The following is a 19,468-nucleotide window of genomic DNA, read 5'->3' on the forward strand; positions in this document are numbered from 1 at the left end:
CGCGGCGACCGGGTGGGGTGTCGTGGGCAGGGGGGTGTAGGAGGGACGCTTGGCTGGCGGCCGTACCCTCATCCGCCCCTGCGGGGCACCTTCCCCCGAGGGGAGAAGGGAGGGGCCGCGCATGCCTAGCCCCTCTTCCCCCGGGAGAGCGGTTGGGGTGAGGGTCGGGGCGCGCAGCGCCTCATGGATGCCGGGCGCCAGTCGTCCGGCAGCGTGCTGGTGGGCTTGGTTGCACGCTGGCGTGCAGGACGGATGCCTGGCTGGCGGCCGTACCCTCATCCGCCCCTGCGGGGCACCTTCTCCCGAGGGGAGAAGGGAGGGGCCGCGCATGCCTAGCCCCTCTCCCGCCGGGAGAGGGGTTGGGGTGAGGGTCGGGGCGCGCAGCGCCTCATGGACTGGCACCCGCTGCAAACAGACCACCCACGGCGCCTTTCCGCCGCCCCTGCGATAGTCGCCGCTCCTCGCCAGTCTCCAAGGACATCCCCATGAAGATCCTGCTCGCCGGCGCCACCGGCCTGGTCGGTGGCCACGTGCTGGCCCAGTTGCTGGCCGAGCCGGCCTGCAGCGCGGTGATCGCGCCGACCCGGCGCGCGCTGGGCCTGGCCCATCCCAAGCTGCACAACCCATTACTCGACTTCGATGCGTTGCCGGCGCAGGCGCCGTGGTGGCGGGTGAATGCGGGGATCTGCGCACTCGGCACCACGATGCGCCAGGCTGGCTCGCGCGAGGCGTTCCGTCGGGTCGATCACGCCTATCCGCTGGCGATCGCGCGCCTGCTGCGCCAGCACGGCGCCGAGGCATTCGCGCTCAACTCCGCGCTGGGGGCGGATCCGCATTCGTGGGCGTTCTACAACCGGGTCAAGGGCGATCTGGAGAACGACCTGCGCGCGCTGGCCTACCCGTCGCTGACCCTGGTGCGGCCGGGCCTGATCGGCGGCGAACGCGCGCAACGCCGTCCCGGCGAACATGCCGCCAGCGTGGTGCTGCGGGCGCTCGGGCCGCTGCTGCCGCGACGCTACCGGATCAATCCGGCCGAACGCATCGCCGCGGCGCTGGTCGCGGGCGCGCTGCAGCCGCGTCCGGGTGTGCAGGTGATCGACGCGGCGCAGTTGGTCTAGGGGCTGGGATTGGGGAGTGGGGATTCGGGATTGGAGGGGATTCGCGAGTCGGTAGCACCGCGCGTGTCGATACATGTTGAGACGCTTCGGCGTGGATCGCCTCCTTGCGGCGCGACGTCAGGCGACACCGCCACTGCGCCGGGAAAGCCGAAGCTGCGCGCTGCCGCCAGCCAAGGCGCAGGCAAGCTGCAGCTGACACGGCATTGCGCGCCCACCGAGGCGACCGGCTTGGGCCGCGGCGCACGCCGTGTCTCAACGCGGCACAGGCCGCTTCGTGCTCGCCTCACCGTGCAATAACACGCTCCAGCCGTGCGCGTGCGCACGACCAGCCTCAGGCGCCCAGCGACTGGCCGCCGTCGACCGCCAGCACCTGGCCGGTGATCCAGCGCGCCTGCGGCGAAGCCAGGAACAGCGCCGCGTTGGCGATGTCGTCCAGCGCGCCGAAGGCACCGAACGGGATGCTGGCGCGGATCTGCCGGTACAGCTCCGGCTGCTGCTGGCGGCGCTGCTCCCACAGGCCGCCGGGGAACTCGATGGAGCCGGGCGCGATCGCGTTGACCCGGATCCGCTCGCGCGCCAGCTGCGTCGCCAGCGTGGTCGTGTAGTAGTTCAGCGCCGCCTTCGCCGCCGAGTACGCCGGTACCCGCGGTGTCGGCCGCAGGCCGTTGATCGAGCTGATGTTGAGGATGCAGCCGCGGCCGCTGGCGCGCAGCCGCGGCAGCGCGGCGCGATTGCAGCGCACCGCGGCCATCAGGTCGATGTCGAAGCCGGCCTGCCAGCTCGCATCGTCGTCGCCATGGCCGTAGCCGGAGGCGTTGTTGATCATCACATCGATGCCGCCCAGCGCCTCTGCGGCCTGCGCCACCCAGGCTTCGATCTGGGCGGCGTCGCCCAGGTCGCAGCACTGCGACGCGACCGGGTGGCCGTGGCGCTGCAGTTGCGTGGCGGCGTCGGCCAGCGGCGCGGGGCTGCGCGCGCAGATCGCCACCGCCGCGCCGTGGCCGGCGAAGGCGTCGGCGATGGCCAGGCCAATCCCGCGGCTGGCGCCGGCGACGAGCACGCGGTATCCCGCGAAGGCGGACGGATCGGTCATCGGTGGTTCCTCCTGCGTGGCCGTGGGGCGTGCGTCGATTATCCGCGCATTCCGCAGCGCGTGGCCGCTTCTGGCACCATGGCGGCCCGTCGCACGCGCCGCGTGCCGGTGCGCCCGCCGCGGTGCGATGGCCGCCGCATCCCCTTTCCAGGATTTCCCGCAGTGAAGAAGACCTACCGGCTCCGCATCGAAGGCAAGCATCCCGACCGCCTGCTCGACGCCGCCAAGCACGACATCCGCAAATACATCCGCCGCGAGCGCCGCAAGACCCTGCCCGCCGGCGCCGACTACTGGGACTTCGACACGCTGTTCGGCACCGAGGAGGCCACCGCCGCGGTGCTGCCGCCGGCCGAGCTGCTGCGTGCGGTCGACGCGCTGGTCGCCGCCGGCGGCGATCAGTTCTACGTGGAGATCCGCAGCCGGGCCTGCACGCGGCCGCCGCGGGCCAAGGGCGGCCAGGACGAGCGCGAGCACGATCCGTTCGAGGACTGAGCCCGATCCGGCGCGCAGGCCGCGTCGGCGCCGTGCCGCGGCCTGCGGTCCCACCGCCCATCGCCCCTGTGGCGTTGCCGCAGCCCGCGTTGCGCGGTCGCGGGATGCTAACAATCACGGGACGTATGTGTAGGAGCGGCTTCAACCGCGACGGGGCGTTCCCGGTAACGCCCGTCGCGGCTGAAGCCGCTCCTACAGGACAGCCTGGATTCGGCTTGCGTGTGGCGAAAGCAGGTGACTTGGGGTTTCCTTGAGACGTCTCTTGCCGGAAACGGTCGCGTTCGCGCGATGACGCAAGGCGCCCGGATGTGTGTGGCCGGAAACTTTTCCCGGCGCGGCACGCGTTGGCGTGGCGACGGATCCGCGCTGATCCGCGGCAAGGCCGACGCGGTGCCGTTCAGCCGTCTGTCGGTGGCTCGCCGCCCTGCGCACGCGCCGCGCGCAGCCTGTCCTTCTTGCTCGGTCGCTTGCCCTTGATGCCGCCGGTGGAGGGGGCCGTTTCCGTGGCCGGCGCTGCGGCCGGTGCCGGCACCGGCTCGAAACCGGGAATGCGTTCCCGCGGCACGCGCACGCCCTGGCGTTTCTCGATCAGGCGCAGATGCGCCGCGCTGGCCGCGTCGACAAAGCTCAGCGCCTGGCCGTCGGCGCCGGCGCGCGCGCTGCGGCCGATGCGGTGGGTGTAGTCGGCGGTGGAGCGCGGCAGGTCGTAGTTCACCACCACCGGCAGCGCGGCGATGTCGATGCCGCGCGCGGCCAGGTCGGTGGTCACCAGCACCCGCAGCTGCTGTTGGCGGAACGCGTCCAGGGTGCGCTGGCGCCGGCCCTGGGCCAGTTCGCCATGCAGCGGCTGCGCGGCGATGCCGGCCTTGGCCAGGGCGGTGGCGACCTGCTCGGCGCTGCGCCGGCTGGCCACGAACACCAGCGCCCGCGGCCAGGCCTCGTGTTCCAGCAGATGTTGCAGCAGCGCCAGGCGCTGTCCGCTGTCGACCTCGATCGCGCGCTGGCGCAGCGTCGCCGGAATCGGTGCGGCGTCGGCGGCGTCGCCGATCCGCCGCGGCGCGCGCAGCAGGCGCGCAGCCAGCGCCGCGATCGGCGCCGGCATGGTGGCCGAGAACAGCAGGGTCTGCCGCATCGGCGGCAGCAGGCGCAGCAGCCGCTCCAGTTCGGCGCCGAAGCCCAGGTCGAGCAGGCGGTCGGCCTCGTCCAGCACCAGGTGCGCCACCGCGTCCAGTTGCAGCGCGCGCTGCTCCAGCAGGTCGAGCAGGCGACCGGGCGTGGCCACCACCACCTCGGCGCCGCCGCGCAGCGCCAGCATCTGCGGATTGATCGAGACGCCACCGACCGCCACCACCACCCGCGGCCGCCGCGGCAGCTCCAGGCCCAGCGCGACGAAGGTGTCGGCGACCTGCACCGCCAATTCGCGGGTCGGCACCAGCACCAGCACGCGGGCGGAACGCGCTGGTCTGGCGGCCTGCGCGCAGGCCTGCAGCAGCGGCAGCGCGAATGCCGCGGTCTTGCCGGAACCGGTCTGCGCCATGGCCAGCAGGTCGTGGCCGGCGACGATCAGCGGCACCGCCTGCTGCTGGATCGGCGTGGGCGTCTGCCAGCCGGCACGCGCGAGCGCGGCGGCGAAGGCGGGATACAGCGCGGGCGACAGCCCGAGGGAAGCGAACGGCATCGGGGGGCGGGCAGGGCGCGGGAGAGACCGCACAGTATCGCCGACGCCGATGGAAACGCGGCGTCCGCCGCGGCGCGGCGCCGCCAACGGTGGCGCGGCCGAAGGACGCTGCCCAACGCGTTCTCTGCCAGGGTCCAGGTTGCGTTGCGGAAGCGGCTTCAGCCGCGACGGGCGGTATCGGGAATGCCTGTCGTGGCTGAAGCCGCTCATCCGAGGGAACAGCGAGATCGTCTGTTCCCCATTCCCCATTCCCCAACTGCAACGCACGGCCATCCATCGCCGATGGCCGTGCGCGCTGCGCCGGACGTTACTGCGTGCAGCTCACGCCGACGGCGGCGAAGGCGTTGCGCACCGCGGTCACCGAGCGGTTGAGGTCGCTGGCGGCGGTCTGCACGCCGCAGGCACCGCTGTTGAAGGTGGTGCTGGGCGTCCAGTACAGCTGGTTGGCGCGGGCGAACACTTCGAAGGCGCTGCGCGTATTCCAGCCGGACGTGGTGGCCAGGGTGTAGAACGCCTTGTTGTAGACGCCCGAGGAGTAATGCACGTCCATGCCGCTGCGGTAGTTGGCGGCGTTGTCGATCGAACTGCCGTCCTGCGTCGGGTTGGCCATGTAGCGCAGCGCGCCGTTGGACTTGAAGATCTCGGTGCCGACCTTGAAGTCGTTCGTGCCCTTGAGGTAGTACTCGGTGGCCTCGCCCGCCATGTCCGAGAACGCCTCGTTGATGCCGCCGGACTGGTTGGAGTAGGTGAGGTTGGAATGCTGCTCGGTGAAGCCGTGCGAGACCTCGTGGCCGGCGACGTCGGCGCTGACCAGCGGATAGAAGCGGGTGTTGCCGTCGCCGAAGCTCATCGTCGAGCCGTCCCAGAACGCGTTCTCGTAGCGCGTCCCGTAATGCACGCGCATCACCAGCTGGAAGGTCAGCGGCGCCACGCCGACGTAGCTGCGGTACATCTTCTCGATGACGCCGCCGAAGTAGTGCGCGTCGTTGATCGGCGAGTAGGCGCCGTTGATGGCCTTGTAGGTGTTGCGCGAGCAGGTGAACTGGAAGGCGGTGGTGCCGGAGCTGCCGCCGTTGAGGTTCACCGACTTGACGTTGGTGTTCTGCATGCGGCAGTTGTTGTCCACGTCCAGGAAGCCGTGGATGCTGTCGCTGCCGTACTCGTACTGGCCGGTCTTGGCGTTGCCGCCGGGGCCGGTGGCGTCGCGCGTGGTCAGGCCGTCCCACTGCTTCAGGATGGCGCCGCTGCGCGCGTCCACGATCACGAACGGCCGGCTCGGCGCACCGCCCTGCGGCGCATCGGCGAAGAACGACACCACGTAGGCCAGGTGCGCGCGGTCGCTGTCGTCCAGATAGATCATCTGCGGCGCCTGCGCGCGTTCGAGGCGGCGGTTGGCCAGCGTGGCGCCGAGCGCGGCGCGGCGTGCCAGCGTCAGTGCGGCATCGGCCGACAGCGACGCGCTGGCGGCATTGGCGGCGGTGGCCGGCAGTTCGCTGGCCAGCCCGGCCACCGAACGGCCGAACAGGCTGCGCACGCTGCCGTCGGCGCGTTCGCTGACGATCACCTGTTCGCCCCACACCGGAATGCCGCGGAAGGTCTGCTGGTAGCGGCGGTGCACGGTGCCGTCGGGATCCTCGCTGCTGCCGAGCAGGGTGAGCGCGGATTCTGCGTCCAGCCCGATCAGTTCGGCATGGCGCACCGCGGCCGCGGCCGGAATGCCGCCGACGCGGGCGGCGGCGCTGCGGTACTGGGTGCCGAGCGTGTCCGGATTCTTGGCATGCAGGTCCACGCGTTGCGCGGCGCTGGCGGAGGTGGCGGCGAGCGCGAGCAGCAGGGACGGGAGCAGCGCCAACGGGCGATGACGAAGCGGCAGGAGCATGGATGGAATCCTCGAACGTGGGAAGAAAGGACGCGCCGGCGCGGCAGCGAAGCGGCCGTGGCGCGGTGCGTGGCATGACGTCTGCGGCAGTGCGGCCGATCGGGCGCACTGCCTCCCCCTGTGCAGCGACCATAACGGCGCCGCCGCGCCGCGTGGTAGACAGGTTTTGTTCAGAAATTTGCGTCGTGCGGAGACGACGTGCGCCAGTACCGCGATGTGGGATGTACGGTCGAGGCGGGTTGGCGCGTCATCGCGGTGTGACGCGCAAGACCGACACGCGACGTCTGCAGCGCGATGCGTGCAGCGCCGGGTCGTCGTGCGGAATGCAGGGTGGAGAAGCGGCTTCAGCCCCGTTCGTCGCGTCGGGACTGAAGTCCCTCCCACAGTGGCGGTGCATCGGCTGCGTCGGGCGCAGCAGATGCACCGTCAGGTGTCACGCAGGTCGGGTGGTATTTGCAACGACCGCACACCGATGCGATCGGCAGATCGGCAGCACCGATCCAAGAACGCCCTGTAGCGTCTGGTCGCTGCACTGTGGGAGGGGCTTCAGCCCCGACGCGCTGTGCCGGACTTGCTTGGGGATCATCCCGCGATGTGGAGAAGACCGCAGAAAACACACGCGCCTCTACGTCATCTCCGAGGCATCCGCTGCGGAAGGGCGTGAGTCCCGACGCCTTTTTGTTCGTCGCGTCGGGACTGAAGTCCCTCCCACAGTGGCGGTGCATCTGCTGCGTCGGGTGCAGCAGATGTACCGCCTGGTATCAGGCAGGTCGGGTGATGTGCAACGACTGCACGCTGATGCGATCGGCAGCGCCAATCCAAGAATGCCTCGTAGCGTTTGGCCATTGCACTGTGGGAGGGGCTTCAGCCCCGACGCGCTGTGCCGGACTTGCTTGGGGATCATCCCGTGATGTGGAGAAGACCGCAGAAAACACACGCGCCTCTACGTCATCTCCGAGGCATCCGCCGCAGAAGGGCGTGAGTCCCGACGCCGTTTTGTTCGTCGCGTCGGGACTGAAGTCCCTCCCACAGTGGCGGTGCATCTGCTGCGTCGGGTGCAGCAGATGTACCGCCTGGTATCAGGCAGGTCGGGTGATGTGCAACGACTGCACGCTGATGCGATCGGCAGCGCCAATCCAAGAATGCCTCGTAGCGTTTGGCCATTGCACTGTGGGAGGGGCTTCAGCCCCGACGCGCTGTGCCGGACTTGCTTGGGGAGCATCCCGCGATGTGGAGAAGACCGCAGAAAACACACGCGCCTTTACGTCGCCTCCGAGGCATCCGCTGCGGAAGGGCGTGAGCCCCGACGCCTTTTTTGTTCGTCGCGTCGGGACTGAAGTCCCTCCCACAATGGCGGTGCATCGGCTGCGTCGGGCGCAGCAGATGCACACAGACGCACCGCCTGGTGTCAGGCAGGTCGGCGGCTACGCAAGGCGGCCGGCACTCAGGCCGGCAGTGCCAGGTCGTCGATCATTGCGCGCAGGAAGCGTGCCGCTTCGCCGCCGGTGCAGGCGCGGTGGTCGAAGCTCAGCGACAGCGGCAGGACCTTGTGCGTTTCCACGCCGCCCATCACCGGCACCAGCTGGTGGCGGGCGCGGCCGGCGGCGACAATGGCCACGCAGGGCGGCACCACGATCGGGGTGGCGTAGCGGCCGGCGAACATGCCGAAGTTGGACAGCGAAATGGTGTAGCCGCTCAGTTCCGAGGCCGGAATGCTGCGCGCCTCCACCTGCTGGCGCAGGCGGTTGATGCCTTCGCGCACGCCGCGCGCATCGAGCATGTCGGCATTGCGCAGCGCGGGCACGAACAGGCCGTCGTCGGTGTCCACGGCGATGCCGATGTCCACGTGCGCGTGCAGGGTGCGGGTCAGCGCCTCGCCGTCGAACCAGGCATTGAGCGCCGGCACCGCCTGGCAGGCGGCGACGATCGCGCGCACCAGGCGCCCGGTGGTGTCGTTGCCCGGCGTCCACGCGTGCAGGTCGGCATCGTCGTTGAGCGTGGTCAGCACCACCTGGCGCTGCGCCTCGGCCATCACCCGCGCCATGTTGCGGCGCACGCCCTTCAGCGGCTCGGGCTGGCCCTGCACGACCACGCCCGGCGGCTGCGTGCGCATCGGCTTGCCGGCGGCGGAGAGCGGGGTGCGCGCGGACGTGGCAGGTGGCGTGGGGGGGCTCGTAGGCGCGGCTTCAGCCGCGACGGCGGGACTGCGTGGGGGCGCGGCTGCAGCCGCTCCTGCAGTCGTGCCCGCCTTCGCCGAGCCATCGGCCGCGGCCTGCTTGACGTCGGCCAGGGTCACCGCGCCATCGGCGCCGCTGGCGCGCACGCGGCTGAGGTCCACGCCCAGCTTCCTGGCCAGGGCGCGCACCGCCGGCATCGCGCGCACGCCGCCGACCGACACGGCTCGCTCGCTGTGCACGGTGTTGGAGCTCTGCATCGCGCCGACCACGGTGCCGGCATCGTCGCGTTCGCCCGCGGCCTGCGCGTTGTCGGCGTCGTGCCGTGCGCCGCCGTCCTCGGCCGCCGTGGTGCCGCTGCCGGCGCTCTTGCCGGACGCGGCCGGCGCCGCGCCGCCGTGGTGATGGCCGGTGTCCTGGCCTTCGGCGCGCTGCGGCAGGTTGGGGTCGGGCGCGAACTGCGCCAGCATGCTGCCGGTGACGACGATGTCGCCCGGTGCGCCGGCCAGCTTCAGCACCTTGCCGGACACCGGCGAGGGCACTTCGACCACCGCCTTGGCGGTCTCCATCGCCACCAGCGGCTCGTCCAGCCGGATGGTGTCGCCTTCCTTGACGAACCACTCGACGATGGTGGCGTCGGGCAGTCCTTCGCCCAGGTCGGGCAGGTTGAAGCTCTTGGTTTCGCTCATGTGGTCTCTTCCAGCAGTTCCAGGTCGCGTGCCGGCAGCCAGCCCTGCGTGCCGTCGGCGCGCTCGGCCCACCACCAGTCGCCGTATTCGTGATGCAGGACGACAGTGTCGCCCTGCGCGGCATCGAGTTCGCGCGCATCGTAGTCGCGCAGCGCCACAGCATGGCCGTCGCCGGTCGGCTGCAGCCACGTCAGCGGCGCCCAGCCGGCGCTGCCGGCGGCGCCGGTGATCCAGACGAATGCCGGCCACTCTTCGTCGCGCACGCCCAGCACGACCCGCTCGCCGGTGGCGATGCGGATCGGATGCGGATAGGCGGCGCGGTAATCGCTGATCAGACGTGCGTGCATGTCAACCCGCGGCCATCGCCCGCTTGGCCGCCGCGACGATCTTGTCGGTGCTCGGCAGGTATTTCATCTCCAGCCGGAACAGCGGGATGTGGGTGTCGTAGCCGGTCACGCGCTGCACCGGTGCGACCAGGTCGTACATCGATTGCTCGGCCAGGCGCGCGGCGATCTCGGCGCCGAAGCCGGCGCTGCGCGGGGCCTCCTGCACGATCACGCAGCGGCCGGTGCGCGCCACCGATTCGGCGATGGTGGCGAAGTCCAGCGGGCGCAGCGTGGCCACGTCGATGACCTCGGCGCTGATGCCGTCGGCGGCGAGCCGGTCGGCGGCCTCCAGCGCTTCCTTGACCTGCGCGCCCCAGGCGACCAGGGTCACGTCGGTGCCGTCGCGCAGCACGAAGCACACGTCCAGCGGCAGCGCCTCGCCGTCGTCGGCCACTACTTCCTTGTACTGCCGGTAGATGCGCTTGGGCTCCATGTAGATCACCGGATCCGGCTCGCGGATCGCCGCCAGCAACAGGCCGTAGGCGCGCTGCGGCGAGGACGGCAGCACCACGCGCAGGCCCGGCACGTTGGTGAAGATCGCCTCGTTGGCTTCGCTGTGGTGCTCCGGCGCGCGGATGCCGCCGCCCCACGGCACCCGCAGCACCATCGGGCAGTGCAGGCGGCCGCGGGTGCGGGTGCGCAGGCGCGCGGCGTGGCAGATCAGGTGGTCGACCATCGGGTAGACGAAGCCGTCGAACTGCGCCTCGGCCACCGGCTTCATGCCCTGCGCGGCGAGGCCGACGCTGAGCCCGGCGATGGTGGTCTCGTCCAGCGGGGTGTCGAGCACGCGCTGCGCGCCGAAGCGCTGCTGCAGGCCGGCGGTGGCGCGGAACACGCCGCCGTTGACGCCCACGTCTTCGCCCAGCACCAGCACCGAGGGGTCGTGCTGCAGTTCCCAGGCCAGCGCCTGGGTCACCGCTTCGATCAGGGTAATGGGCGTGCTGGTCATCGGGCTGTCTCCGCGCGACGTCGCCGCGCTGTGGGCGGTGCCGGCCGCAGAGGCGGCCGCGTGGTCGGCGAGGCGAGGGCTGAGCTCATCCATGGCGCTGCTCCAGGGCGATGGCCTCGGCACGCTGCGCGAGCAGGTCCGGCGGCGGGTCGGCGTACAGGTAATCGAACATGGCTTCCACCGGCTGCACCGGGGTCTCCAGGTAGGCGTTGAGTTCGATGTCGGCCAGGCGTGCGCATTCCTGCTTCCACGCCGCTTCCTCGTCCTCGCTCCACAGCCCCTGCGCGCTCAGCCAGGCGCGCAGGCGCAGCAGCGGCTCGCGCTCCCAGGCCTGCTTGACCTCGGCGTCGTCGCGGTAGCGGCGCGCGTCGTCGGCGGTGGTGTGGTCGGACAGACGGTAGGTCATGAACTCGATCACCGTGCCGCCGTGGCCGGCCAGCGCGCGCTCGCGCGCCTGGCGCATCGCCTCCAGCACCGCGATCAGGTCGTTGCCGTCCACCTGCAGGCAGTGCAGGCCGCCGGCCAGGCCTTTCTGCGCCAGGGTCTGCGCGCCGGTCTGGGCGTTGCGCGGCACCGAGATCGCCCAGCCGTTGTTGATCACGCACAGGATCAGCGGCAACTGGTAGGCGCCGGCGGAGTTGAGCGCGGCGTAGAAGTCGGTCTTGGACGAGCCGCCGTCGCCGCAGGTGGCCACCGCCACCTGGGGTTCGCCGCGCAGCTTGAACGCCAGCGCGGCGCCGGCGGCGTGCAGGCACTGGGTGGAGATCGGCACGCAGATCGGGAAGTCGCGGGCGGCGTCGGAATCGCGCTGGAAATCGCTGCCGCGCTCGTCGCCGCCCCAGTACAGCAGCACCTCGCGCGGGCGCACGCCGCGCATGAACATGGCGCCGTACTCGCGGTAGCTGGGCGCCAGCACGTCGCCGCGGCGCATCGACGCGCCGATGCCGATGTGGGTGGCCTCGTGGCCCAGGCAGGACGCATAGGTGCCCAGCTTGCCGGTGCGCTGCAGCGCCACCGCCTTGCTGTCGAAGGTGCGCACGTACAGCATCTGCTTGAACAGCGCCAGCAGCGTCTGTGGGTTGGCCGAATCGGCCGGAAGCGCGTCGCGGACCGGCTGGCCGCCCGCGTCGAGGTACTGCAGGAACTCAATTTCAAACTGGGCGGCGATGCTCATGGCGACGGCACTCTCGACAACAAGTTTCAAATGATATGAGTCGGCATGTTAAGGAAGCCGTGTACAAAAGCCGTCCTGCACCGCAGCACGTGCCGATGCCGTACCGCACAAGAAAAGCCTGGTCGCCCGGCGTTGCGGATTGATGGCGTTGGGTGCCAGCGATGTTGCACCGCGATGCCGGCCGTTCATGTGCGCGTGGGTGTCCACCGGTGACGGCGGCCGATGCCGGCGGTGCGGTGCGCGTGTCGGAGGGCGGGAGCCTCGGACAAGGACGGAGGGCGCGCACGTGCAGGGGCGGCGCGAGGGCGTTTCCTGCGACGCCACCATCAAGCCGCATGGACGCTGTCCGTAGGAGCGGCTTCCGCCGCGACAGGGCATTCCCGGTAACGCCCGTCGCGGCTGAAGCCCCTCCCGCAGGACACCTCCCGGAGTAGCAGCGGTGCCCTGTGGCTGCGGCGAGCTTTCCAGGCTGGGCCGGTCGCGGCTGAAGCCGCTCTTACGCGAGGGCGACGGGGCGGCTGAGCCTCGGCAAGGACCAGCGATCAGTGCTGGGCTGGCATGCCCCAAGCAAAAAGGGCGTGGCCTCGCGGCCACGCCCTTCCGGTTGCGCCGGTCGCCGCGATCAGCGGCCGAACAGGCGCAGCCCCTCCACACGCGTGCTCAAGCGCGCGCTGTTGTCGCTGGGGTCGGCATCGGCCGAGGTGGATGCGGCGCTGGCGCCGATCACGATCTGGCGGTCGGCCGGCAGCGGCCGCGTCGCCAGGCGCAGGCCGAATGCGGCGCTGGCGCCCGGCGCCAGGTCGGTGCCGCTGCGGCACTGGAAGCGCGCGCTGCGCAGGCCGTGGCTCTGCCGCACGCACTGCCAGCCACGCGGCGGCACCAGCGCGGTCAGCGCCGACAGGGTGCTGCCGTCGATCTCCAGGCTGGCGCCCTGCACCGGCGCATTGCCGTGGTTGCGCACGTCGATGCGGTAGTCGGCGAAGAAGGCCAGGAACGGCAGGGTGGCCGGGCCGTCGATCGACACTGCCAGGTCGCCGGCCGGACGCGCCTGCACCGCCACCGTGGCGCTGCCGCCGTTGTCGCCGGGGTTGGTTTCCTCGGTCTGCGAGGCCACCGACGCGGCCAGGGTCAGGCTGTGCCCGACCAGGGCGGCGCCGGCCGGCACCGCCAGTTCGAAGCGCGGCGTGGCGCCGGCGGCGAACTGCGCCGTGCTGCAGGTGACCACGGTCTGTGCGGCGACGTCCGGCGCGGCGCACTCCCAGCCGGGGGCGGCGGTCACGCTCGGGGCCACCGCCGCGTCCAGGGCGAAGGCGACCGCGGCCGCGCGCGCCGCATCCGGACCGGCATTGGCCAGTTCCACGCTGTAGCGGATGGTGTCGCCGGCATAGACCGCGGCGTTGGCGGCGCTCACGCGCAGGCTCAGGTCGGCGCGCTCCAGCGGCTTGAGCTTGATCAGCACCACCGCCGGGTCGTGATCGGACAGCCGCGCCGGCGAGTTGGCGTCGTTGCGGGCCACGGCCGGGAAGTCGGCGTTGAGCCGCGCATGCGCTTCGCTGAGCCCGGCGATCTGCGCCGAGCGCATCAGCGCGCGGTTGGCCAGGATGTGATCCAGCGACTGTATGTTGCCGTCGTAGGCGTAGGAGTAGCTCTGGTCCGGCGTCGACAGCAGGGTCAGGTTGTATAGCGCCGGATCGACCAGGGTGGCGCCGTCGCCGGCGACCACGGTCTGCGCGTCGGGCGCCGGCAGGCCGGTGATGGTGCCCATCGCATCGACGTAGCCGTCGTTGAACTCGAAGGCGTTGAAGTCGCCCATCACCAGCAGCTGCTCGGTGGGATCGGCGACCTGACGGGCTTGCAGCAGGTTGGCCAGGAACTCGGCCTGCGCCTGGCGCTTGGCGCGGATGCGCTGGCCGCTGGCGTCGTCGGTCTCGGCGCCGTTGAGCGAACGCTGGTGCACCTCGACCACGGTCAGCGGCAGCGCGCGGCCGTCGGCGAAATGCACCACCGCCTTCAGCAACAGCGGCGGGCGGTCGTTGAGCAGGCTGACGGTGCCGCTGGGCTCGGTCCAGGTGGCGGCCTTGCCTTCCTGGCTCACCGAGACCACCTCGACGCGGGCGATGCCGGCGCCGACCTGCGCGGTCTTGACCAGGAAGCCGACATCGATGCCGCCGACGTCGTTGCCTTCCTGCAGGTAGGCCACGTACTGCGGATCGGGCTGGCCGGCGGCCACCGCGTCGCGGTTGACGCGGTCGGCCAGGGTCTGCAGCACGCTCAGGTTCTCGATCTCCACCGTGCCGAGGATGTCGGGGGTATTGAGGTAGTTGCGGATCGCCAGCGAGGCCTTGTTGAGGCGCGCCTGGTAGGCGGCCGCGGTCAGCACCGGTTCGCCGATCGCCGGATCGTTCTGGTCGTCGAAGAAGCGCTCCATGTTGTAGGTGGCGATGTTGACGTCGTCGGCCTGCGGCGCCGGGGCCGGCTTGGGCTGGTCGGCGCCGTCGCACTGCACGGTGGGCGCGGTTTCCGGGTAGATCGTGTAGCGGCGGAAGCTGTAGTCCAGCGGGCCGCTGACGCCGAGCACGGTGCAGCCGGCGGCCACGTCGATGCGCTCGCCGCCGAGGCCGGCGCTGCCGACCGCGATCACCTGCGGGCTGGTGTTCCAGCGCGGCACATCGCTCGGCGAGCCGGCCGGCAGCGCGTCGGGCTGCTGCACGCCGGCGGTGCGCCAGGCGCGCGGCAGGCCGGTGACCACCGCATGGAACACGCCGTTGCTGGTCGCGCTGGCATTGGTCTCGTTGACGTTGCCCAGGGTCGGTGTGTTGACGGTCAGGCTGGGCACGGTGACGCGCATGCCTTCCAGGCGCTCGAGCTGGTCGTAGGCGCCGTTCGGGTCGGGGAAGCGGGTGGTCAGCTCGACCGCCGCCGGCAGCGCATTGCCGGTGGACTGCAGCAGTACCGTCGGCGAGGTCAGTTCGGTCAGCGGCGGCTGGCTGGGGTCGGTGCTGGGCACGTATTCGACCACCGTGGCCTGCACCCGCACCGCATTGCCCACCGCGGCCTCGGCCGGCGGCGCGCTGCCGGTGTAGACGTAGATGCCCTCGGAGGTGAGCGGGTCGGCATCGGCCTGGGCGTCGGGCGTCTGCAGGAAGAAGCCGGCGCTGCGCCGCGCGGTGACGATGCCGCTGGTGGCGACCACCTGGCCGACCAGCGGCGAGCGCGCGCCGCTGCCCTGGATGCTGTGGATCGGCACCAGGTTGAAGTCGTCGTTGAGGATCACGCCGCTGGCGGTCAGCGTGGACGGCAACGCGCCGCTGACCCCGCTGATGTCCAGGTAGAAGGTCTCGTCGGGTTCGTTGCTGGTGTCGCCGTTGACCAGCACGCGCACCTCGGCGCTGCTTTCGCCGGCCGGGATGGTCACCTGGGTCGCGGCCAGCGCCTGGTAGTCGCTGCCGGCGCTGGCGGTGCCGTCGCGGGTGGCGACGGTGAAGCTGACGCCGGCGCTGCCGGCCGGCTGGCTCAGCGTCACCGTGAACACGAACGCGCTGCTGCCGCTGTCGCCCTCGGCGCGGCTGACGTTGGCCACGCTGGCCACCGGCAGGTTGCCGCCGCCGCACAGGCTGACCGGCGCGGCGCTGTTGCGCGGGGTCGGCGCGCCGGTGGCGAAGTCGGCGTTGTTGTTGTCGCTGTCGGTGCAGCCGCCGTTGCCGCGCAGCACCGCCAGGGTGTTGCTGGGCGCGGCGGTCGGGGCGCTGCCTTCGGCGCAGCTGGCGCTGCTGCCGTAGCCGACGAAGTCGGCGTTGCCGGCCGGGCAGGCGCCGCTCAGCGCGGCGCTGGCCTTGCTCAGCGCGATCTTGCCGGCGCTGCCGCTCATGGCGATGGTGCCGGTGGCGTCGGGCGTGGGCAGCGCCGTGCTGCCGCCGTTGCCGTCGGCCTGCTTGACCAGGTAGTAGCCGCCCGGCGCGATGCTGCCGCTCAGCGGGGTGACCTGCCAGCTGCTGCCGGCGGCCGAGGCGTACTGCACCGACCAGCCGGCCAGGCTCACCGCCTCGCTGCCGTTGTTGTGCAATTCGACGAAATCGCTCTTGTAGGTGGCGCCGCTGTTGCCGCCACCGCCATAGACCTGGCTGATGACCACCTGGGCCTGGGCGTACCCGGCACCGCCCAGCGCGCACGACAACACTGCAGCTCGAAGCAGCATGGTTCGCATGAACAAGATCTCCCCAATCCTTGAAGACGTGGACTAACGCAGATGAACCGACGGCGCCCCCCGGCGCCGCCGACGATTGTGCCGGAGTTTGTCAGCGCGTGCTGACCAATGTGTGACATCCATCGCTGCGGTACCCTTGCCAGCCCGGAACGCCCCTGCCGCCCATGCCCGTCGAACAGAACCAGCGCCCGCTCGAAGCCGGCATCCATACCGACCTGGAAGGCCGCCTGACCTACGGCGGCTACCTGCGCCTGGACCGGCTGCTGTCGGCGCAGCAGCCGCTGTCGAACCCGCCGCACCACGACGAACTGCTGTTCATCGTCCAGCACCAGACCTCCGAGCTGTGGCTGAAGCTGCTGGCGCACGAACTGGGCGCGGCGATCGCGCACCTGCAGCGCGACGCGGTGTGGCAGTGCCGCAAGGTGCTGGCGCGCAGCAAGCAGGTGCTGCGCCTGCTGACCGAGCAGTGGTCGGTGCTGGAGACCCTGACCCCGTCCGAGTACATGGGCTTTCGCGACGTGCTCGGCCCGTCCTCCGGCTTCCAGTCGCTGCAGTACCGCACCATCGAGTTCATGCTCGGCAACAAGAACGCGCAGATGCTGCCGGTGTTCGACCACGACCCGCAGGGCCAGGCGGCGCTGCAGGCGGTGCTGGAGGCGCCCAGCCTGTACGAGGAGTTCCTGCGCTACCTGGCCCGCTTCGGCCATGCGGTGCCGGCGCCGTACCACGCCCGCGACTGGCGCCAGCCGCACGTCAGCGACCCGCTGCTGCGCCCGGTGTTCGAGCGCATCTACGAGAACACCGACCGCTACTGGCGCGAGTACGCGCTGTGCGAGGACCTGGTGGACCTGGAGACCCAGTTCCAGCTGTGGCGCTTCCGCCACATGCGCACGGTGATGCGGGTGATCGGCTTCAAGCGCGGCACCGGCGGCTCCAGCGGCGTCGGCTTCCTGCAGCAGGCGCTGGCACTGACCTTCTTTCCGGAATTGTTCGAGGTGCGGACGTCGGTGGGGCTGGAAAGCCGCGGCCTGGAGGCCGGCGAGGTGACTGCGGCCGGGCAGGGCTCGTCTTCGCAGTAGCGTGCCAAGCACGCACCGAGAGGCGCATGGGCGCACGCGGCGCCGTGCGGGGACGGACCAAACCGGCACCGATCCAGGTGTCGCCCGGCCATGTTCGCGTGCAGCAAGACGCGCGTGCGCGGCCGTCGCGGCGCCGCGCCAAGACCGCGGTTTTGCGGGGGGCAGGCCCGGAAATCGCGGCGCGCGGGCCGTCCGGCATTTGACGCCACGCCGTCGCTCGGTGATCCTCGCGCGTTGCCCGGCCTGGCCGGACGCACCGCCCCAGCCCATCCTGAATACGCAAGGGAACACCGCATGAGCGTTGACGTCGTCGCGTCGAACCACCCCGCCTCACCGCAGCCGCCGTCAGCGCAACCGCCCGAATTCAAGACCCTGCTGGGTCATCCGCGTCCCCTGTGGATGCTGTTCATGACCGAGTTCTGGGAGCGCTTCGCGTTCTACGGCATCCGCTGGGCGCTGACGTTGTACATCGTGTCGGAGTTTTATCATGGCTCCGGCGCTGGCGAAGCGCCTGCCAACAAGCTCTATGGCGCCTATCTGGCGCTCGTCTACGCCTCGGCGCTGTTCGGCGGCTTCGTTGCCGATCGGTTGATCGGCTATCAGCGCTCGCTGCTGATCGGGGCGATCGTGATGTCGGTCGGTCTGTTCCTGATCGCCGTGCCGAGCGAGGAAGTGTTCAAGATCGGATTGGCTACGATCATCGCCGGCAATGGCCTGTTCAAACCGAACGTGTCCACCATGGTCGGCAAGCTGTATCCGCTCTCCGACCCGCGGCGCGATTCGGGCTTCACCATCTTCTACATGGGTATCAACGCCGGCGGTTTCCTGGCGCCCATCCTGACGGGGTTCCTGGCGGACAAGTTGTTCGGTAGCGAGGCGATGCCGGCCTACAAGTACGTCTTCATCGCCTCCGGCATCGGCATGCTGATCAGCCTGGTGTGGTTTTGGGTGGGGCGGCGCCAGCTCGGCCCTGTCGGCAGGCCGCCGGTGGGCGGCGAAGGCATCGGACGCACCATCGGGGTGCTGGTTGCCACGCTGTTGGTGATCCCGCTGGCTTACGGCCTGCTACTGATCGATGCCGGCATCCTCGGCTGGATTCTGACCACCTTGTTCGTGGCGCTGTGCGCCATGATCCTGATCGAAGGTATCCGCGAGGGCCGGGTGCCGCGCGACCGCTCGATCGCGATGCTGATCGTCTTCGTGTTCAACGTCATGTTCTTCATGTTCTTCGAGCAGGCGGGCAGTTCGTTCAACTTCCTGGCGCAGAACATCGTCGAGCGCGACCTGGGCGGCTGGATGTTCCCGGTCGGCTGGTTCCAGTCCGTCAACACGCTGGCGATCCTGGTACTGGGGCCGGTATTCGTGTGGTTGTGGGTGGCGCTGAAGTCGGCCAATCCCTCGATCCCGCGCAAGTTCGGCCTGGGCCTGATTTTCAACGGTCTGGCGTTCGCATTGCTGATGTACGCCCTGTCTTCGTTGGTCGACGGAAGCGGCAAGATTCCCTTCTGGACCTTGTTCATGGTCTACGTGATCCAGACCGTCGGTGAGTTGTGCCTGTCGCCGATCGGTCTGTCGATGACGACCAAGCTGGCGCCGACCAAGGTGGTGGGTTTCGCCATGGGCGGGTGGTTCCTGTCTACTGCCATTGGCAACAACCTGTCCGGCATCTTCGCCGCGGGCGTCAGCGGCAAGAGCGGCATGACCGTAGACTCGGCGCTGAAGGGCTACACGTTCGGCTTCTGGGCTTTGCTCGGCTCGGGTGTGCTGCTGTTCCTGATCGCGCCGCTGATCAATCGATTGATGCATGGCGTCAAGTGACATGAGGACCAAGCAATGACGATGAACAAGACGATCTGCGCTGCCCTGGCGGCGATCCTGGCCCTGGCTGGCTGCAGCCAGACGCCGCCGCCCGACGATCAGGCGCCGGCCAAGCCGCTGGACACCTCGGTGCAGAAGCCGCCGGTGGCCGACCCCAACCAGCCGGTGGCCTCGGGCAATACCCCGGCCGCCGCCGACATCGCCGCGGCCAAGGCGCTGGGTGCGCAGTTCGATCCGCAGCGCAACCCGGCCGACGACCTGGAGACCGCCATGGTCGAGGCCAAGCGCGGCGGCAAGCGCATCCTGCTCGACGTCGGCAACGAGGCCTGCGACTGGTGCCATACCCTGGACACCTTCATCGAGGGCGATGCGGAACTGCGCAGCTTCCGCGATGCCAACTTCGTGTGGGTCAAGGTCAACGTCAGCGACGCCAACAAGAACGAGGCGTTCATGGCGCGGTACCCGAAGATCGTCGACTTCCCGCACCTGCTGGTGCTCGACGCCGACGGCAAGCTGCTGCACTCGCAGGTGGTCGGCGACCTGCAGAAGGGCAAGGACTACGATCGCAGGAAGTTCTCGGACTTCCTTAAGGAATGGGCGCCGCCCAAGGCCTGAGCGGTCGCGAAGCGCAATTCTCGTAGGAGCGGCTTCAGCCGCGACCGGGCATTACCCGTAATGCCCGGTCGCGGCTGAAGCCGCTCCTACGACGTTCAAGACCCGCAGTGCGCGGGCACT

Annotated in this window: 13 protein-coding genes; 5 read left to right on the forward strand and 8 right to left on the reverse strand. The window is 70.3% G+C overall.

The genetic code is table 11. The features are described 5' to 3' along the window. Nucleotides 1–485 precede the first annotated feature (485 nt). On the forward strand, nucleotides 486–1,118 hold the full coding sequence (locus tag NKJ47_RS03720; protein WP_254460194.1) for an NAD-dependent dehydratase: 633 nt from the start codon (nucleotides 486–488) through the stop codon (nucleotides 1,116–1,118). A gap of 331 nt (nucleotides 1,119–1,449) precedes the next feature. On the opposite strand, the gene NKJ47_RS03725 is transcribed toward NKJ47_RS03720, so the two are convergent. Next, nucleotides 1,450–2,211, reverse strand: coding sequence for an SDR family NAD(P)-dependent oxidoreductase (locus tag NKJ47_RS03725; protein ID WP_254460195.1), 762 nt, complete (start codon nucleotides 2,209–2,211; stop codon nucleotides 1,450–1,452). Nucleotides 2,212–2,373: 162 nt separating this feature from the next. On the opposite strand from NKJ47_RS03725, the gene NKJ47_RS03730 reads away from it, so the two are divergent. After that, entirely contained in the window at nucleotides 2,374–2,703 is a 330-nt protein-coding gene (locus NKJ47_RS03730) for a DUF6172 family protein (protein WP_254460196.1), read from the forward strand. 397 nt (nucleotides 2,704–3,100) lie between these two features. Here NKJ47_RS03730 and NKJ47_RS03735 read toward each other — a convergent pair whose 3' ends face one another. The 7 genes from NKJ47_RS03735 to NKJ47_RS03765 all read right to left on the reverse strand — a co-directional run bounded on the left by NKJ47_RS03735 (nucleotide 3,101) and on the right by NKJ47_RS03765 (nucleotide 15,836). Then, entirely contained in the window at nucleotides 3,101–4,381 is a 1,281-nt protein-coding gene (locus tag NKJ47_RS03735) for a DEAD/DEAH box helicase (protein WP_254460197.1), read from the reverse strand. A 307-nt stretch (nucleotides 4,382–4,688) separates the two neighbouring features. Beyond that, nucleotides 4,689–6,260: a M4 family metallopeptidase gene (locus NKJ47_RS03740; protein ID WP_254460198.1), complete on the reverse strand. Its 1,572-nt coding sequence runs from the start codon at nucleotides 6,258–6,260 to the stop codon at nucleotides 4,689–4,691. Between the two features lie 1,444 nt (nucleotides 6,261–7,704). Further along, nucleotides 7,705–9,123, reverse strand: coding sequence for a dihydrolipoamide acetyltransferase family protein (locus tag NKJ47_RS03745; protein ID WP_254460199.1), 1,419 nt, complete (start codon nucleotides 9,121–9,123; stop codon nucleotides 7,705–7,707). Further along, nucleotides 9,120–9,470 carry an SH3 domain-containing protein gene (locus NKJ47_RS03750; RefSeq protein ID WP_254460200.1) on the reverse strand — a complete coding sequence of 117 codons (351 nt, stop codon included), beginning with the start codon at nucleotides 9,468–9,470 and terminating at the stop codon, nucleotides 9,120–9,122. Before NKJ47_RS03750 ends, NKJ47_RS03745 begins: the two co-directional genes overlap by 4 nt. 1 nt (nucleotide 9,471) lies before the next feature. Then, nucleotides 9,472–10,551 (reverse strand): alpha-ketoacid dehydrogenase subunit beta, encoded by a 1,080-nt coding sequence (locus NKJ47_RS03755; protein WP_254460201.1) that lies wholly within the window; start codon nucleotides 10,549–10,551, stop codon nucleotides 9,472–9,474. Beyond that, on the reverse strand, nucleotides 10,544–11,632 hold the full coding sequence (gene pdhA, locus NKJ47_RS03760; RefSeq protein WP_254460202.1) for a pyruvate dehydrogenase (acetyl-transferring) E1 component subunit alpha: 1,089 nt from the start codon (nucleotides 11,630–11,632) through the stop codon (nucleotides 10,544–10,546). The genes NKJ47_RS03755 and pdhA overlap by 8 nt, the downstream gene beginning before the upstream one ends. A 622-nt stretch (nucleotides 11,633–12,254) precedes the next feature. Next, the gene (locus NKJ47_RS03765) at nucleotides 12,255–15,836 is read right to left on the reverse strand and encodes a lamin tail domain-containing protein (protein ID WP_254460203.1); all 3,582 of its coding nucleotides are present in this window, start codon (nucleotides 15,834–15,836) and stop codon (nucleotides 12,255–12,257) included. 164 nt (nucleotides 15,837–16,000) lie between these two features. Between NKJ47_RS03765 and NKJ47_RS03770 the strand changes: the two genes are divergently transcribed. The 3 genes from NKJ47_RS03770 to NKJ47_RS03780 all read left to right on the forward strand — a co-directional run bounded on the left by NKJ47_RS03770 (nucleotide 16,001) and on the right by NKJ47_RS03780 (nucleotide 19,348). After that, nucleotides 16,001–16,915: a tryptophan 2,3-dioxygenase gene (locus NKJ47_RS03770; RefSeq protein ID WP_254460204.1), complete on the forward strand. Its 915-nt coding sequence runs from the start codon at nucleotides 16,001–16,003 to the stop codon at nucleotides 16,913–16,915. A 294-nt stretch (nucleotides 16,916–17,209) separates the two neighbouring features. After that, nucleotides 17,210–18,733 carry a peptide MFS transporter gene (locus NKJ47_RS03775; RefSeq protein WP_254460205.1) on the forward strand — a complete coding sequence of 508 codons (1,524 nt, stop codon included), beginning with the start codon at nucleotides 17,210–17,212 and terminating at the stop codon, nucleotides 18,731–18,733. A 15-nt stretch (nucleotides 18,734–18,748) separates the two neighbouring features. After that, entirely contained in the window at nucleotides 18,749–19,348 is a 600-nt protein-coding gene (locus tag NKJ47_RS03780) for a thioredoxin family protein (protein WP_254460206.1), read from the forward strand. Nucleotides 19,349–19,468: the final 120 nt, after the last annotated feature.

This window comes from Xanthomonas sacchari, assembly GCF_024266585.1.
GTDB lineage: Bacteria > Pseudomonadota > Gammaproteobacteria > Xanthomonadales > Xanthomonadaceae > Xanthomonas_A > Xanthomonas_A sacchari_C.